The organism is Sphingorhabdus sp. 109, assembly GCF_902506555.1.
GTDB lineage: Bacteria > Pseudomonadota > Alphaproteobacteria > Sphingomonadales > Sphingomonadaceae > Parasphingorhabdus.
On sequence record NZ_LR732707.1, the window covers coordinates 1,843,688 to 1,860,407 of the forward strand.

The 16,720-nt window shown below is 58.9% G+C and carries 17 protein-coding genes and 1 tRNA gene; 9 read left to right on the forward strand and 9 right to left on the reverse strand.

Features of this window, described 5'->3' with window-relative positions; all coding sequences use genetic code 11:
• Positions 1-109 precede the first annotated feature (109 nt).
• Entirely contained in the window at positions 110-511 is a 402-nt protein-coding gene (locus tag BOSE62_RS08625) for a VOC family protein (protein WP_159644436.1), read from the forward strand.
• On the forward strand, positions 508-888 hold the full coding sequence (locus BOSE62_RS08630; protein WP_159644438.1) for a VOC family protein: 381 nt from the start codon (positions 508-510) through the stop codon (positions 886-888). Before BOSE62_RS08625 ends, BOSE62_RS08630 begins: the two co-directional genes overlap by 4 nt.
• A 120-nt stretch (positions 889-1,008) precedes the next feature.
• Here the strand turns inward: BOSE62_RS08630 and BOSE62_RS08635 are convergent, their stop codons facing one another.
• The 4 genes from BOSE62_RS08635 to ubiA form a co-directional block, all read right to left on the reverse strand.
• Positions 1,009-2,142 (reverse strand): NADH oxidase, encoded by a 1,134-nt coding sequence (locus BOSE62_RS08635; protein WP_159644440.1) that lies wholly within the window; start codon positions 2,140-2,142, stop codon positions 1,009-1,011.
• Positions 2,143-2,166: 24 nt separating this feature from the next.
• Positions 2,167-3,102, reverse strand: coding sequence for an NAD(P)H-dependent flavin oxidoreductase (locus BOSE62_RS08640; protein ID WP_159644443.1), 936 nt, complete (start codon positions 3,100-3,102; stop codon positions 2,167-2,169).
• Positions 3,103-3,131: 29 nt separating this feature from the next.
• Positions 3,132-4,148 (reverse strand): aldo/keto reductase, encoded by a 1,017-nt coding sequence (locus tag BOSE62_RS08645; RefSeq protein ID WP_159644449.1) that lies wholly within the window; start codon positions 4,146-4,148, stop codon positions 3,132-3,134.
• A gap of 95 nt (positions 4,149-4,243) precedes the next feature.
• The gene (gene ubiA / locus BOSE62_RS08650) at positions 4,244-5,161 is read right to left on the reverse strand and encodes a 4-hydroxybenzoate octaprenyltransferase (RefSeq protein WP_159644454.1); all 918 of its coding nucleotides are present in this window, start codon (positions 5,159-5,161) and stop codon (positions 4,244-4,246) included.
• Between the two features lie 141 nt (positions 5,162-5,302).
• Between ubiA and BOSE62_RS08655 the strand changes: the two genes are divergently transcribed.
• Together BOSE62_RS08655 and BOSE62_RS08660 are read left to right on the forward strand one after the other, a co-directional pair.
• Positions 5,303-6,067, forward strand: coding sequence for a 16S rRNA (uracil(1498)-N(3))-methyltransferase (locus tag BOSE62_RS08655; protein ID WP_159647976.1), 765 nt, complete (start codon positions 5,303-5,305; stop codon positions 6,065-6,067).
• 114 nt (positions 6,068-6,181) lie between these two features.
• Positions 6,182-8,125: a proprotein convertase P-domain-containing protein gene (locus BOSE62_RS08660; protein ID WP_159644457.1), complete on the forward strand. Its 1,944-nt coding sequence runs from the start codon at positions 6,182-6,184 to the stop codon at positions 8,123-8,125.
• Here BOSE62_RS08660 and BOSE62_RS08665 read toward each other — a convergent pair.
• From BOSE62_RS08665 to BOSE62_RS08675, 3 genes are all read right to left on the reverse strand, one after another.
• Positions 8,122-8,577, reverse strand: a complete 456-nt coding sequence (locus BOSE62_RS08665; RefSeq protein ID WP_159647977.1) for a YaiI/YqxD family protein — start codon at positions 8,575-8,577, stop codon at positions 8,122-8,124. The two genes, BOSE62_RS08660 and BOSE62_RS08665, sit on opposite strands and share 4 nt — an antisense overlap.
• A 20-nt stretch (positions 8,578-8,597) precedes the next feature.
• Positions 8,598-10,571 carry a DEAD/DEAH box helicase gene (locus tag BOSE62_RS08670; protein ID WP_159644468.1) on the reverse strand — a complete coding sequence of 658 codons (1,974 nt, stop codon included), beginning with the start codon at positions 10,569-10,571 and terminating at the stop codon, positions 8,598-8,600.
• A gap of 99 nt (positions 10,572-10,670) precedes the next feature.
• Positions 10,671-11,855 (reverse strand): NAD(P)/FAD-dependent oxidoreductase, encoded by a 1,185-nt coding sequence (locus BOSE62_RS08675; RefSeq protein WP_159644480.1) that lies wholly within the window; start codon positions 11,853-11,855, stop codon positions 10,671-10,673.
• A gap of 317 nt (positions 11,856-12,172) precedes the next feature.
• Here BOSE62_RS08675 and BOSE62_RS08680 point away from each other — a divergent pair, with 317 nt between their 5' ends.
• Complete coding sequence (locus BOSE62_RS08680) at positions 12,173-12,412, forward strand: hypothetical protein (RefSeq protein ID WP_159644482.1); 240 nt, start codon at positions 12,173-12,175, stop codon at positions 12,410-12,412.
• 103 nt (positions 12,413-12,515) lie between these two features.
• Positions 12,516-13,571 carry an AI-2E family transporter gene (locus BOSE62_RS08685; protein WP_159644494.1) on the forward strand — a complete coding sequence of 352 codons (1,056 nt, stop codon included), beginning with the start codon at positions 12,516-12,518 and terminating at the stop codon, positions 13,569-13,571.
• Positions 13,572-13,669: 98 nt separating this feature from the next.
• On the opposite strand, the gene BOSE62_RS08690 is transcribed toward BOSE62_RS08685, so the two are convergent.
• Positions 13,670-13,745 (reverse strand) — tRNA-Ala (locus tag BOSE62_RS08690).
• A gap of 50 nt (positions 13,746-13,795) precedes the next feature.
• Positions 13,796-14,119 (reverse strand): TIGR02300 family protein, encoded by a 324-nt coding sequence (locus BOSE62_RS08695; RefSeq protein WP_100094012.1) that lies wholly within the window; start codon positions 14,117-14,119, stop codon positions 13,796-13,798.
• A 183-nt stretch (positions 14,120-14,302) separates the two neighbouring features.
• Here BOSE62_RS08695 and aroA point away from each other — a divergent pair, with 183 nt between their 5' ends.
• The 3 genes from aroA to cmk are packed head-to-tail and all read left to right on the forward strand — an operon-like array spanning position 14,303 to position 16,550.
• On the forward strand, positions 14,303-15,649 hold the full coding sequence (gene aroA, locus BOSE62_RS08700; protein WP_159644497.1) for a 3-phosphoshikimate 1-carboxyvinyltransferase: 1,347 nt from the start codon (positions 14,303-14,305) through the stop codon (positions 15,647-15,649).
• Positions 15,649-15,909: a CBU_0592 family membrane protein gene (locus BOSE62_RS08705; RefSeq protein ID WP_159644502.1), complete on the forward strand. Its 261-nt coding sequence runs from the start codon at positions 15,649-15,651 to the stop codon at positions 15,907-15,909. Before aroA ends, BOSE62_RS08705 begins: the two co-directional genes overlap by 1 nt.
• A complete protein-coding gene (gene cmk, locus BOSE62_RS08710; RefSeq protein WP_159644507.1) occupies positions 15,906-16,550 on the forward strand; it encodes a (d)CMP kinase in 645 nt (214 codons plus the stop codon). Before BOSE62_RS08705 ends, cmk begins: the two co-directional genes overlap by 4 nt.
• Positions 16,551-16,720 lie beyond the last annotated feature (170 nt).

Sequence of the window (16,720 nt, forward strand, 5' to 3'; positions counted from 1 at the left end):
GAATCGCAAGCATGGAGAAATTGGCGGGCACGGAGCCTCGGTCGCGATACGGCAAACATGCTTCCAATTCTTCCAATATGGCGATGTCAATATTGCGAGGAAACCAGATATGAAACTCAATCAGGTCACCGTGGGATGCCTGGATTATGATGAGTCGGTTGCCTTTTATCAAAGGCTTGGTCTCATCCAGATCGTCGATTCTCCGCCTCGCTATGCGCGCTTCGAGACGCCGGCCGGCGAGACTTTCTCGATTCACAAAATGGACAGAATTGGAGCGCCGACCACCATGGTCTATTTCGAATGCGACGATCTCGATGACATTGTCGCGCAGCTGCAATCCACCGGGATCACCTTCGACACCCAACCAACCGACCAGAGCTGGGGCTGGCGCGAGACACGGCTCCGCGACCCCGCAGGCAACCCGCTCTGTCTGTTTCGCGGCGGCGACAATCGCCGCTTCCCGCCATGGCGGATCATCCCCTCAAACAAGAAGAAAGGAAATGCAAAATGACCAACGGAAAACTGGAACACGCCAATATCACGGTAAGCGATCCGCAACGGAGCGCCGATCTGCTGCACGATCTGTTTGGCTGGCACATCCGCTGGCAAGGACCGGCGATGGCGGGTGGCCATACAATCCATGTCGGCACCCAGGATCAGTATATCGCGCTCTACACCCACCCGGACGTGCAGGCGTCAGACCCCACGTTCAACAAGGGCGAGCCGCTCAATCATATCGGCATAACCGTCGATGATCTGGACGCGGTGGAAGCCAAGGTCATCGCTGCCGGACTCGAACCTTTCAGCCATGCCGACTATGATCCGGGCCGCCGCTTCTATTTCTTCGACTGGAACGGCATCGAGTGGGAAGTGGTGAGCTATCAGTGAAGGCCTCCATTGCTCATCCTGAACCCGATTCAGGATCCAGAGCGGCAACCGCCACACGGGCACGTTGCCGCTCTGGCCCTCCGATCATGTCCGGGGTGACGACACCCCTATTGAGCACCTTTACAGACTAGGATTAACCAGGACCTTCTCGCCGGTTGCCTTCTTGTCATAACCCTTGGCGATGTCCGGATCGATCATGTCCATCAGGCTGATCTCGCTGGAATAGTCGCTGTGGAAGATGCCGTTGCGCTCTTCGACGGTATACATGCGCATTTCCATCATCCGTTCGCCGCCGACCTTTTCCAGATGCGGGGTCAGCAACCAGCCGCCGACACCCCAGTAGAGACCGAGACCGCCGCCGAGAATGGTTTCGCCGGTGTCGAGGCGACCGTAGATATAGACCTGCTTGTTAACGGTCGAGCCGTAGACACTGAATTCCGCGCCGCGCACCGCCGCAGCCTTTTCCATCGCGGTCAGGATATAGCTCGCCATCTTGCCGCCGCCGATGGCGTCGAAGCCGAGCGTCGCGCCGGTTTCGGCGAGCGCAGCGATCAGCTGATCCATGAAATCGTCCTTGCTGCTGTCAATGACGTAGGTCAGGCCGATGTCGGTGAGGATCTTCTTCTGGGCGTCGGATCGCACGATGGCGACGAGCGGCACGCCTTCCTTGAGACAAAGCTTGGCCAGCATCTGACCGAGATTGGACGCGGCCGCGGTGTGGACCAGTCCCGTATGACCTTCGGCCCGCATCGTGTTGAGAAAGCCCTGCACGGTCATCGGGTTGACGAACAGCGAAGCGCCTTCCTTGGCCGGCGCGCCTTCGGGCAGCGGCACGCACATCATGGCGGGCATCACGCGATGGGTGCGATACATCTCGCCACCGACAATGGTCACGACCTTGCCCATCAGCGCCTGCGCCGCGTCCGAAGACCCGGCGGCCACAACCGTGCCTGCGCCTTCGTTGCCGGCCGCCAGCTTCTTGCCCGCACGGCCTTTGAAAAACGGCTGCATCGCGGGATCGACATCGGCTACCAGCGCCGGATGGCCATCAACGGTCTCGCTGCGCACCGTGTCCATATTGGCGGCCGCGGTCAGCAGGCCGAGATCGGACGGATTGATCGGGACCGCTTCCATCCGGACCACGACTTCATGCTCCCTGGGTTCGGGCACGTCATAGGGTTCGACCGACAGGATCGATTTGCCGTCTTCGGTGACGGTGGTGAACAGTTGTTTTGCGTCGGGAAATTGGCTCATGAAATATTCCTCTCTTCTATGTTTCTAGAAACTTCTGCTGGCCGCTAGCGCGCCCAGTCTTCCGGTGATTTCGAAAAATTCGCTCACCGTTTCGTCGATAATCTGTTTGGCAGTTTTTACCTCGTCAATCAAACCGGAAGATTGCCCGGCCAGCCCGACGGAGGCCTCCATATCGCCGCCGAAATAGACGTCCATAATGCCCTTGAACGTGTCGGGCGGCATCACCCCGTCCTCATGGATTTTTGCGGTCCGTTCGGTCTTCAGCGCGCGAATGCAGGGCGAGGCTTTCTTGTTCAGCACATAGGTGCCGGTCTCCTCGGCATCGAGTATCGCCTGCTTGTAATTCATATGCACAGGGCTTTCGGCGCTCGACACAAAGCGCGTGCCCATCTGGATCGCTTCGGCGCCGAGCGCGAAGGCTGCCGCCATGCCTTTGCCATCCGCAATACCGCCAGCGGCGACCATAGGAATATCGGTCTGCCGGCGGATCGCTTGCAACAGGACCAGGGTCGACACTTCCTCGGGATTTTTGAAACCGCCGCCCTCGGCACCTTCGACGACCAGACCGTCCACGCCAGCTTCGACACAGCCCATAGCGGCAGCAACAGTCGGGACGGCATGATAGACCACGATACCCGCCTCCTGCAGAGGACCGACAAATTTCCGCGGGCTGCCGGCAGACGTCGTCACGAATTTCACACCGGATTCGCAAACACGGGTCAGGATCGCGGGGTCTTTCAGAAACATGATCGGAAGGTTGACGCCAAAGGGCGCGTCGGTGAGGTCCTTCATCTTCTCGATCTCGGCCATGCAGTTTTCGGTCTCGCCCGAGCTGGTCTCGATAATGCCGAGCCCGCCGGCATTGCACACGGCCGAAGCCAATTGCGAGCGGGCGATCCATCCCATCGGCGCCTGCACGATCGGATATTTTGCGCCGCTATGTTGAAGGAAACGGTTCATAAAAAGTCTTTCTCTTTATCGTTGGCGACTCAGCCCATCGGATACATGATTTCCCGGCTGATCTTGTAGATCCGCTTCATCATCTCTGGGCTGAGTTCCAGATCGGCGGCGGCGAATATTTCCGGCAGTTGATCAGTGTGCGTCGCGCCGACGATGGTGGACGCGACGAAATCATGCTGTTTCGACCAGGCCGTCGCCAGCGTCACCGGTGCTACGCCCAGTTCTTCGGCAATGGCCATATAGCGCTTCGTCGATTCCTCGGACTTGGGATTGACGAACCGCTCGGCCATTTTCTTCTGCCGGCCGCCCATTTTCAGATAGGCAGAAAAACGCGCGCCTTCCGGCGTAGCTCCGTCATTATATTTACCAGACAGGGCCCCACCGGCGAGCGGCGAATAAGGGATCAGGCTGACCCCTTCCATCCGGCAGACCTGCGCCAGTTCATCCTCGAACCGCCGGTTGTTCATGCTGAAATTATTCTGGATCGTGCAATAGCGGGTGACGCCCAGCCGTTCGGACGCTTCCAGCGATTTCATCAGGCCCCAGCTGGTTTCGTTGGAACAGCCGATCGCGCGGATCTTGCCCTTGCGGATTTGCTCGTCGAGCACTTCCATGGTTTCGTCATAAGCCGTGCCGTGATCGGGCCAATGGGTCTGGTAAAGGTCGATATAATCGGTCTGCAGCCGTTTGAGACTGTCGTCCAGCGCCTTGACGATATTGTGCCGGTCAAGGGCGGTCATGCCGGCCCGTTGCGAAGATTCGATCCATCCGTGACTGGGGCCCGATACCTTGGTCGCGATGATCAGGCTGTCGCGATCCTTACCTTTCATCCAGCGGCCGACAATCTTTTCCGTTTCCCCTGCCCATTCTCGTTTGGGCGGCACCGGGTAATTTTCTGCCGTGTCGAAGAAATTGATTCCCGCCTCGACCGATTCGTCCATGATTCGGTGTGACATCGCTTCGTCAGCGCCGCTGCCAAAAGTCATCGTTCCCATGCAGATTTCGGATACATAGATCGGGCTTCGGCCCAGACGACGTGTTTTCATGCAGATATCTCCGGGAAACAGGATGTCAGATTAACTATGCGGTTAAGCAGCATAGACGCCTTGGGTTGCGAAACGCAATGCAATTTCGTTGGCGGCTAGCCTGCCTGACCGAGAACCAGACAAGCGAGAAACAACAGGAAACCGGCGAAGCGGTTGGACCGGAACTTAGCGAGCGCATCATCGCCATCGCCGCTGTTCAGGGTCGTGACCTGCCAGAGAAGATGCAGCCCGACCGGCACCAGCGCCACGAGACCCAGCCATTGCGGCCGCAGCATCCAGAAGGCCGCTGCCCAACTGGTCAGCGCAACAAGGTAAAAGACGAGTACGCCAAAACGGACATTTTCGCCCAGCCGCAACGCGCTCGACCGGATGCCGACCAGCGCGTCATCTTCCCGATCCTGCAGCGCGTAAATCGTGTCATAGCCGATCACCCAGAATATTGATCCGCAATAGAGCAAGACCATGGCCCAGCGAACCTGCGGTAGGATCGCCAGCCATCCGACTAGCGCACCCCAGCTGAACACCAGCCCCAGCCAGGCCTGCGGCCACCAGGTGATGCGTTTCATGAACGGGTAAGCGGCAACCAAAGCGAGACTGCCCAGCGCGACCAGCTTGGCGGCGGTGTTGAGCTGGATCCAGACAGCCAAGCCGATGAGGCACAGGATCCCGAGCCATATCCAGGCTGCGTTCAGCGATGTGGCACCACTGGCCAGCGGCCGCGAGCGGGTTCGCTCCACTTGCCGGTCGAGATCACGGTCGACGATATCATTATAGACACAGCCGGCTCCGCGCATCGCGATCGATCCGAGCAATAGCCAGAGCAGCAGGTCCCAGCGCTGAATCGCACCGCCAGCCAGCGCGACACCCCAGGCACAGGGCCAGAACAGCAGCCACCAGCCGATCGGCCGGTCGAAACGGGCGAGCAGAGCGAATGGTTGCGCCGCCCCGGGCAGCAGGCCGATGATGCCCTTATGTTCGGAATCAGGGACAATATGATCTGACTGGCTGGGCATGATGATCGCATATCGTCATTTCCCCTGTTCGTCATCCTGAACTTGTTTCAAGACCTCTTCCGGACAAAAACTGTCCTCCGCCCGAGATGCTGAAACAAATTCAGCATGACGGGACTGAAAGCGGGCGCTAAACACTGCCGCATGCCAGCCACGCCCGCCTATCCCCCGCACAGCGCTCCGCGCCTCTATGTCGATGCCGAGCTTGCCGACGGCGCCGAAATCCGGCTGGACGGCAGCCATGCCCATTATCTACTCAAGGTCATGCGGATCAGACAGGGTGATCCGGTGAAACTGTTCGACGATCGCACCGGCGAATATCTCGCCCATGTTTCGGCCCTCGGCAAACGCGACCTGATCCTAACCATCAATGGCAAGACCCGCGAACGGGAAGCCGTCCCCGACCTCTGGCTGTGCTCCGCCCCGATCAAGAAAGACCGGTTCAACTGGATCGCCGAGAAGGCGACCGAACTGGGCGTCGCCAAAATGATCCCGGTGCTGACCGAGCGCACCCAGAGCTCCAATTTCAAGCACGAGAAGCTTCGCGCCCATATGATCGAGGCAGCAGAGCAATGCGAGCGTACCGCCCTGCCCGTGCTTGCTCCACAGCTGAAATTACCCGAGTTGCTCGAACAATGGCCCGCCGAACGCCATCTTTTCTTTGCCGACGAGCGTATCCATGAAAGTGGCGAAGGCAGTTTCCGCAAGGCGCTGGTCGCGCATGACGGTCCGGCCGCGATCCTGATCGGTCCGGAAGGCGGTTTTTCCGACGCGGAGAATGATATGATCCGCGCCCTGCCCCGGTCGGTGCCGGTCTCGCTCGGCCCACGCATATTGCGCGCCGATACCGCCGCTCTGGCGGCAACCAGCCTGTGGATGGCCGGTCGCGGGGACTGGAATCCCCGCTGACCGCAGCTGCCTTGACCCCGCCCGCCGATGTAACCGTCCTGAAATACCTGTAAAACCTGCCGCCCCGACCATGTGGTTAACCAATAATTAGCCCTATCAGAATAGGGAAAGCTCATGTTTTCGGGAAAATCTTTCGGGGGCCAGAGCCGATTGACCGTCCACGCTTTGCTGTGGGGGCTGCTGTGCCTGTGCGCGACGGCGCTGTTCCCGGCCGCCAAGGCCGAAGCTCAGACCGTCAACACCTATTCAAACAGCAGCACGGTCTCAATCCCGGACAACGCCTGTCCGGCGACCGTCGACCGCTCCTTCAGCGTCGGCACCAGCTATATTATCGGGGATGTCAACATCGGTGTCCTGCTGGACCATACTTATCGTCGCGATCTGGAAATCAGCCTGACTTCACCCAGTGGCACGGTCGTCACGCTGATGGACTATGTCGGCGGCGGTGCCAATAATCTGAATGTCGAGTTTGACGATGAAGGCAATGATGGCGACATCGCCTCCCACACATCCAACGATTCGCTGACGCCGGTATATGCCAGCAGCAGAACGCCCCAGGGCAGCCTGTCTGCCTTTGATGGCGAAAATGCATTCGGCACCTGGACGCTGAAGATCTGCGACCAGCAGCGCATCGATACCGGATCCTTTCGCCGGGCCGATCTGTATATCACCGAAAAAGCTCCCTCTGCGGATCTTTCGATAAGCAAAAGCTTCGGCGCCACCTCGACCAACACCGGCAAATATACATTGTCGGTCACCAATGCCGCGACATCAGAATTGACGGCGACGGGCGTAACGGTCAGCGACAATCTGCCTTCCGGAGTCACACTCACGGGCACCTCGGGCACCGGCACCTATAGCGGCGGAATCTGGACCCTGGGGACTGCGATAGCGCCGGGGCAGACAATCACTATAGAGTTGAACGTCAATATCACGGCCTCGTCCGGCACCATCACCAATGTCGCGGAAATTCGATCTTCCTCCGCCTATGATCATGATTCAACGCCGAATAACGGAGTGACCAGCGAGGATGATTATGCCAGCGTCAGCTTCACCGCCGGCAGTCGGCTGCCTGGCTATATACCACCGCTGACGTCGGTTTGCTCAATCTCCAATCAGCTACAGTTCAGCTGGGCCTCGCCAACCACATGGTCTCCGTCCGGCTCGCTCAGCCAGTCCTATAATGTTTCGGGTCTGGGCAATGTCCTGTTCAACGTCACCCAGCCGCCAAATGGCTTCGTCAACAGTACGCCGGAAATAACCACCAGCAATTCAGGCGGCGGCGCATCCGGCACCCGGGCTCTCTACTTCTACATGAACAACGGTAACGAAACGCACAGTTCCAGCACGACATTCACGTTGCCGACGGCTGTTCCCGGCCTGCAGTTCAGGATTTTCGATATCGATTATGCGGCCAACCAGTTCACCGACAGGGTTACCATCACCGGCACCTATAATGGCGCTTCGGTGCTACCGACCCTGTCGAACAACACTGCAAATTATGTCAGCGGCAACAGTGTGATCGGCGACGGCGCCTCCGGTGCAACCGATCCCTATGGCAATGTGGTCGTCACCTTCACCTCGCCAGTGGATTCGGTAACCGTGGTATATGACAATTATCCGCCGACCACCCCGACGAGTTCGGGCAATCAGGCGATGTCGATCCATGATATCACCTTTTGCCGGCCAACGACTACGCTCAGCGTTACCAAAATCAGTTCGATTATCAGCGATCCCGTCAATGGTTCCGACAATCCGAAACGGATACCGGATGCCATCGTGCAATATTGCATTCTGATCAGCAACAGCGGCGGGACAACCGCGGATTCCATTGTCGCCACCGACAATCTTACCGGACCGTTCACCTATAATCCCGGGTCGATGCGAAGCGGCAGCAATTGCGGATCCGCCGCAACAGCCGAGGATGACGATGCAACCGGCAGCGACGAAAGCGATCCCTATGGGGCCTATATTTCCGGTTCCACCATCACGGCAACGGCAACTTCACTGGCCGCCGCCAGCAGCTTCGCACTGACCTTTCAGGTCACCATAGACTAGCCAGACCGCTTCAACCGAACCAGTATTTCATCGAGAGACGACAGAAAGCGCGAGCGGTCCGCCTTGCTGAATGGGCGCGGTCCGCCGATATTCTCGCTGCCCATGCCGGCCCGCAGGTCAGCCATGATTGCGCGGGTTGCCACCGCCGCGCCAATGGAATTTGCTGTGAACGGCTTGCCGTTCGACCCGATCACAGCAGCGCCCGCCTTCACACATCGATCCGCCAGCAAAATATCAGACGTGATCACAATGGTGCGAGCACCGGTGCGCTCTGCGATATAGTCATCGGCCGCATCAAAGGCATCGCTGACCAGCACGCGGCTGACCAGCGGATGATTGGGCACACGAAACGGGCTGTTGCTGACAATCACTACCGCCACGCCGTGACGATCCGCCACCCGGTAAATTTCATCCTTTACCGGGCAGGCATCCGCATCAACCAATATTTCAATAGCGCCGGTCATCGACCGAATCAGTCGGCTTTGGGTGCACCGGATTTCGCGCCGTCATAAGGGCGCTTGCCGCGATGCGGTTTCTTGCCGCCACCGCCGAACTTGCCTTTGGCACCGGCTTTGCGATCGCCCTTATAGTCGGACTTTTTCTTGAACCCGTCGCCAAACTCGCGCTTTGGTCCGCCACCCTCAGAACTGCCTTCACCCTCTGGCTTCCGCTTCTGATATGGCTTGCCGCTACTGGGCTTGTTGCCATATTTCTTGTCGCCGAACTTGTTCTTGCCGAACTTCTTGCCGCCAAATTTCTTGCTTGCGTTGCTATAATCACGTTTTCCTGCCGCGTTGTCGCCCCGCCCGCCCTTGCGGTTGCGCTTGGCTTCGTCGCGCGGTTTTCCCTCGAACTGGGTGATCACGATATCATCGGTATCATCCCCGCCGGTTTCTCTTTTCTCGGCGATGGCGGCGGTGAATTTATCCACCACCCGGCGCGGAATTTCGAACAATGTGTCATCGCCATTGATCCGGATCGCGCCAATTTCGTTCTTGGTGATATGGCCGCGACGGCACAGGACCGGCAACAGCCAGCGAGCGTCCGCGCGCTGGTTGTGGCCGACGTTCATCTTGAACCAGACCGTATCTTCAAATCCCGGACGCGGGCCGCCGGGAGCGGGTTGTGACTGGGCGCCCCGATCGAGCATCTGCTCCGGCGCCGGCATTTTGGCGCGGTGCGACTGCACCAGCATTGCAGCGATTTCTTCCGGCGTTTTTTCCGCCATGAGACGCTTGGCCAGTTCCATATCATCATCGTCGATCTCGACCGGCTGCAGCAGGGTCTCGATCAGCCGATCGGCGTCATTCTTGCGAATGTCGGCACGCGTTGGCGCATCCTTCCATTCGGCATTGATCTTTGCACCGCGCAGCATCGATTCAACCCGTTTGCGCCGCTGATAGGGCACGATGATAACCGCCGTCCCCTTTTTGCCGGCACGCCCGGTCCGGCCGGAGCGGTGCTGCAAGGTCTCCGCATCGCGCGGAATTTCGACGTGAATCACCAAGCTCAGGGTGGGAAGATCCAGTCCGCGCGCCGCGACATCGGTTGCGACACAGACGCGGGCGCGCTTGCTGCGCAGGGCCTGCATCGCCTGGTTGCGTTCGCTCTGCGTATGTTCGCCGGACAGTGCCACGGCGCTGAAGCCGCGATCGACCAGGCTGGCGTGCAGGCGGCGCACCGCCTCGCGCGTGCCGCAGAACAGCATCGCCGATTCCGCTTCGTGAAAACGCAGCAGATTAACCACGGCATTTTCCGTGTCGGCCGGCGCGACCGTGATCGCCTGATAGGCAATATCCCCATGACCACGATCTTCGCCGACCGTGGAAATGCGCAGCGCGTCATTCTGATAGCGTTTGGCCAAAGAGACGATCGACTTCGGCATGGTCGCCGAGAACAGCAGGGTTCTCCGTTCTTCGCTAGTCGCGTCCAGAATTTCCTCGAGGTCTTCGCGGAAGCCCATGTCGAGCATTTCATCCGCTTCATCGAGCACCACAGCACGCAGTTTCGACAGATCAAGGGCGCCGCGTTCGAGATGGTCGCGCAGACGGCCCGGTGTGCCGACGATGACATGCGCGCCGCGTCGCAGCGTCCGGCGTTCCTTGGAAGCATCCATACCACCGACACAGGTCGCGATCTGCGCGCCGGCAGGCTGATAGAGCCAGGTCAGTTCCCGGCTCACCTGCAGGGCAAGCTCGCGGGTCGGAGCGATCACCAGCGCCAGCGGCTCGACCAGAAACGGGAAACGCCCGTTATCGTCGAGCAGTTGCGGTGCCATCGCCAGTCCAAAGGCTACGGTCTTGCCGGAGCCGGTCTGGGCGGACACGATCAGGTCGCGGCCATCCGCTTCCGGCTCAAGCACAGCGGCCTGGACCGGTGTCGGTTTTTCATATTCGCGCGTCGTGAGCGCTTCAGCAAGAAGCGGGGAGATTTTCGAGAAAGGCATAATATCTGTATTCCGTGGCAAATGTGAAAGCCGCGCGGAACTGCCAGTCGCCTGCGGTTTATGAAGAATATCTTGTTGTTAAACGGTCTGCGCTGGGGATCATATTGCCTTGCCGGCAGCATGGCCACTCGCCCAGGCCCACTGAAAATTATAGCCACCGAGCCAGCCGGTGACATCAACGGCTTCGCCAATAGCATAAAAACCGGGTACTTGCCTAGCTTCCATATTTTTGGACGAAAGTTCAGCCGTGCTGATGCCGCCGGCCGTGACTTCGGCCTTGGCAAAACCTTCGGTTCCGTTGGGCATGAACCGCCAGTGCGACAGACGGCGCGCGGCCTCTTCCAGCTTCTTGTCGGTCAGATTGCCCAGTTCGCCTTCCAGCGCAATCCGCTCGACCAGCGTGTCGGTCAACCGCGCGGACAGATGAGCGTTGATCGCCTTTTTGAGCGAGAGCCGCGGCAAGGATTTCTTCGCCTGGACCAGCCAGTCGCCGGGCAGGTCGGGAAGAAAATCGATCTCGACCGATTCGCCATGCTGCCAATAAGAGGATATCTGCAAAATGGCGGGTCCGGACAGCCCCTTGTGCGTAAACAGGGCCGCCTCGCGAAATGCTGTTTTACCGCTCCGGGCAATTACCGGCGCAGACACGCCCGAGAGCGAGCGGAACAGGGTTTCTTCCCCGCCCAGGGTCAAGGGCACCAGCGCAGGCCGTGGTTCGACTATTTTCAGGCCGAACTGGCGGGCAAGATCATAAGCGAATCCCGTTGCCCCCATTTTCGGGATGGATGGTCCGCCGGTCGCAACGACGAGCGCAGGCGCAAAGGCGGTCTCACCACCATACTCAACGCGATAGCGGCCGTCATTACGGCTGACGGTGCTAATCGCCTTTCCCAGCGACAGACTGACATTGTCGGCCAGGCATTCCGCCAGCAACATGTCCACTATCTGCCGCGCCGAGCCGTCACAGAACAATTGTCCCAGCGTTTTTTCGTGCCAGTCGATGCCATAACGGTCGACCAAAGCGATAAAATCAGCGGCAGAATAGCGGCTCAGTGCCGATTTGGCGAAATGGCGATTCTGCGAAAGATAGCGGTCCGGCGCAGTGCCGATATTGGTAAAATTGCAGCGCCCACCACCGGAGATCAGGATCTTCTTGCCCGGTTCGTCGGCATGGTCGATCAGCAATATCTTGCGCCCGCGCTGTCCGGCGACGGCCGCGCACATCAACCCGGCGCCGCCGGCACCAAGAATTATCGCATCATAATGGGTCGGGACTTTGGACATCGAATGTTCGGAAACTTTCTAAAGCCGGCAATGTTGCGATGGCCGTTTGCGCGGTAATATTGGTTCTCTGCTTCGCAAGGCCCACGCCCGTTGCAGCAACATGATCAGATTTGAAAAACGGCTTGTTCCGTTGACGATGGCACAAGCGAAGCGGCGGCTGCGCGAGGCCGCATTTAACAGCGATACGTGCCAATGGCAACGGCTGCAAGGGGCCACCCGTCTTCCCGGACACCTTGCCACCATATTGGTCCCTCGCAACCTTTTGGGGATATCCGCGTTTTCAAAACAAGTGCAACCGCAAGCCGATGGAGCCCGAAATGATCAGCAGCCTCGCCTATGCCATCGTCCTGATGGGATGTTCGGATGACATGTCCATGTGCCGTGAAATGGCGCGGGACGAGCGCATGTTCGAGACCCTCGGTGAATGCGAGCGAAGGGAAAACACCGCGCTTCGGTCCGATATTGCACTGGAAATGGATTATCCGGTCGTCGCCGTAAAATGCACGGCCGGGGCCGAGAAATTTGCTCAGAAAGGCGTTTCAGATATTGGCGGATGACGGAGACCATATCGGCGGGAGGGCTAGCGCATCACCCGAGTCTTGTCCGCAAATAAGCCGGACAGGCCCGACAAGAAGGCAGCTTTCAACAGCGATTTTTCTTTTGTCCCTCGGTCTGTTTCTCGCGGTGCCGTTCGTGCTGTCTGCGGGCGCGGTTTTCTTCCGGCCCCTGTTTGCCGCAATGGTCATCATGCTGATGCTGATGCCGCTCACCGGTGCGCTTGCGAAACGGGGCGTGCCGAACCCGCTTGCCGCCTTTTTTTCCGTCCTCGCCTTTCTGCTTTTCCTCGCGTTTGGATTCATGCTGATCCTGCAGCCCGCCCTGGAGCTGGCGGAACGGTTTCCCGATATTACCAATATCGTGCAGGAACGGCTCGTGGACATCCGACAGTTTACCGCGTCGGTTTCGCAGATGGGTACGGAATTCTCTTCCACTATCGGTGAATCCGGAGGCCGGGAGGTGGTCCTGGCGAGCCCCACCGTCATGGAAGAAGCCGCTTATGCCACACCCGCCATTCTCCTGGAGCTGCTGCTGGTGCTGCTGCTGGTCTATTTCATGCTCGAATCCCGCTTGCGGCTGAAACGGATCATCCTGTCCCAGCGGTCGACTCTGGCGTCCAGCCTGAAAGCGGCCCGGGCCGGCAGAAGTATCACCGGGGACCTGTCCCACTATATCGGCGCGGTTACCTCGATCAATATCACGGTCGGGATCATCGTGGCTTTCGGCGCATGGGCGCTCGGTATCGAATCGCCCCTGATGTGGGGTGGCCTCGCTGCGATATTGAACTTCATCCCCTATCTCGGGCCGATGCTGATGGCGGTGCTGCTATTTGGTTTCGGCGCGGCCTCTACCGGCGATCTTGGCGGCGGCTTGGTCCCTACTGCCGCCTATATCGGCTTGCAGGCGATTGAAGCCAATCTGGTCACACCCTCGATCCTGGGCAAGCGCTTTTCCATGAACCCGGTCGTCATTCTGCTCGCTATCAGCTATTTTACCTGGATATGGGGATTGGCGGGCGCCCTGATCGCGGTGCCTCTATTGATCGTGGGTAAGGCGCTGGTCGCCCAGACCGGCAGTCCAAATATCGTCGGTTTCATTCTGGGTGAGCCGTTATTTGCTTCACCGGAAGACATGTCTGGCGAATCACCTGACCGTTAAGGCTGCAGGCAGCCGTTCGGGATGGCCGTCCGCCCGGCGGCGGGTCCCGCCGTCTTATACCCGGCAGCATCGGTGGATTTTTGGGAGATATAGGAAAATGGTGGAGCCTAGCGGGATCGAACCGCTGACCTCTTCGCTGCCAGCGAAGCGCTCTCCCAGCTGAGCTAAGGCCCCATCTGAAGAGCGCCTTTAATCCAGACACTCTCCAACATGCAAATCAAAAATTAGGTTTCGTCGGGTTCGTCGTCACCTTTGCCTTTGCTAACACCCAGATCGTCGTCGCCACCAAGGTCGACTTCATTGTCCGGGGAAGGCTCGTCATCGTCGATGTTGATGTCCAGATCATCATCGTCAACCGCGTCTTCTTCCTTCTTCACCGCCTTTTTCGGCGCTTCGAAAGGCATTGGCTGCTTGGATTTCAGAACAGCTTCCGGCACGAAGCTTTCCCCGCATTCAACACAGGTTGCCGGGTCTTCCTTGCCCAGATCGTAAAAACGAGTTCCACATTTCGGGCATGTGCGTTTCGTGCCCCATTCCGGTTTAACCATGGCTGGTGTCCAAATCCTGTCTAAATCAATTCGTTGAAAGGTAAGTCTGCTATGCGGCGAGTCAAGTATTGCCTAATTCAGCCGCGAAATCCGGCGCGCCTTGCCATAGCTTTGCAGCGCTGTCAAAAGCCGTTTGATATTCCTGCACGAATCATACGTGCGTTCCGCTAACAAAGCTCTGACATGACCAGCAACACTCCCCAGCCAGTTACGTTCAAACCGTCTGGCCCGCTCACCGGCAAGATTTCCGTCCCCGGCGACAAATCCATTTCCCATCGCGCGCTGATATTGTCGGCGCTCGCCGTCGGCAAAAGCCGGATCACCGGGCTGCTGGAGGGCGAGGATGTCCTCGCGACAGCCGCCGCCATGCGGGCTATGGGAGCCAGAATCGAGAAGAAAGACGAAGTCTGGACCGTTCATGGCGTCGGCGTCGGAGGCCTGATCCAGCCGGCCGTAGCACTCGATATGGGCAATAGCGGCACATCGACGCGGTTGCTCATGGGGCTGGTTGCGTCCCACGGCATTTCCGCGACCTTTGTCGGTGATGCCAGCCTGTCAAAGCGGCCGATGGGCCGGGTGATCGATCCGCTTTCGGAAATGGGCGCCGACATCCAGGCGCGCGCGACATCGGATTATAAGTCCTGTCTGCCGCTGACGGTGCGCGGCATTTGTCCGGCCATTCCCATAGAATATCGCCTGCCGGTTGCCTCTGCACAGGTCAAGTCGGCTATTCTGCTGGCTGGCCTCAACACCCCCGGCATCACCCGGATCATCGAGCCTGTGCTTACCCGCGACCATAGCGAGACCATGCTGAAGGGATTCGGTGCGGACATAAATGTAGAAACCGATGCAGAAGGTTGCCGGATCATATCGCTGACGGGCGAAGCAGAATTGAAGCCGCAGAAGATCAAGGTGCCCGGAGATCCGTCCTCGGCTGCCTTCATGGTGGTAGCGGCGCTGATCATCCCGGGATCGGATATCATCGTGGAAAATGTCGGCATCAATCCAACCCGCGCCGGCCTGTTCGAAGTACTGCAGGACATGGGGGGCGACATACGCTTCCGGAAAAAGCGCACCGTGGGCGGCGAACCGGTCGCGGATATCCATGTCAGACACAGCTCGCTCAGCGGTATTGATATAGCGGCCGATATCGCGCCCAGCATGATTGATGAGTTCCCCATCCTGTTCATCGCCGCTGCGATGGCCGAAGGCACCACAACTACCCGCGGGCTGCACGAATTGCGGGTCAAGGAATCCGACCGCCTGTCGCAGATGGCCAAAGGCCTCGAAGCGCTCGGCGTCGAGCTCACCGAAAAGGACGACGGGCTTATCATTCACGGCAGTGGCGGCAAACCGCTGGCGGGCGGACGCACCAGACCGGTGATCGAAACCGCGCTGGATCACCGCATTGCCATGAGCTTCGCTGTCGCCGGCCTGATGACGAAATCCGGGCTGACGATCGACGACATCGCGCCGGTGCAGACGAGTTTCCCGGGCTTTCAGAATCTCATGGCGGAGCTGTCGTCCTGATGGTCGACGGACTGACAGCCAATGTGATCGGCATAATGGGCAGTATTCTGGTGGTGTCTGCCTATGCCTATAATGTCTATGCCGATACGGTGAACCCGTTTGTCTATAATGGCACCAATTTGCTCGGCGCGCTGTTGCTGACCATTTCCCTGCTGGTCCATTTCAATCTGGCATCCTTTCTGCTGGAAATGGTGTGGATCTCGATTGCGCTGGGCGGCCTGTGGAAGGCCTATCGGAAGCAGGCGAGGCAGGGATCATGATCATCGCGGTCGATGGTCCCACCGCTTCGGGCAAAGGCACGATCTCCAAGCAACTGGCGAAATATTTTGCCCTGCCCTTTCTCGACACTGGCCTGCTCTATCGGGCGGTCGGCTGGACGCTCAGGGAACAGGGCGGCAATGCCGATGATCCTGCCGATGCGTTGGCGGCATGCGCGTTTGACGGTGCCTTGCTCGACAATCCGGGATTGCGCAGCGAAACGGTTGGCGGGCTCGCCAGCCGGGTGTCCGTTCACCCGGATGTCCGGCGCGCGCTGGACAAGCGGCAGAGGGATTTTGCCTATCAACCGGCCGGAGCGGTTCTCGACGGCCGCGATATCGGAACGGTCATCGCCCCCGATGCCGATGTCAAACTGTTCGTGACGGCCTCATCCGAAGCACGCGCCGTACGGCGGTTCGAGGAAATGAAACGGCGCGGCGAACCGGCCAATTTCGATGATATTCTTGCCGACATTCTCAAGCGCGATGACCGCGACCAGAACCGCAGCGCAGCGCCGCTCAAGCCTGCGGAAGATGCAGACTTGCTTGATACCACCAATTTGACTATAGACGCCGCCGTTCAACAGGCGATTGCCTTGGTGAATGCGAGAACAAGCGGCCGGCACGACAAAGATCCGGCATAGCAGACAAATGATGCGCAAGACGGGCGGTGTAACTAGCGGCCTGACTTTGGCGCAGCTTTTGCTATTTGCACTTGCCCACGCATAAGCCAGTATCGGCAGTTTTCTGGTGGATGCAGCGGTCGCATGAGGTGGCCGCGGCAATTTTGGTCCAAGACCGGCGGAACCAACCG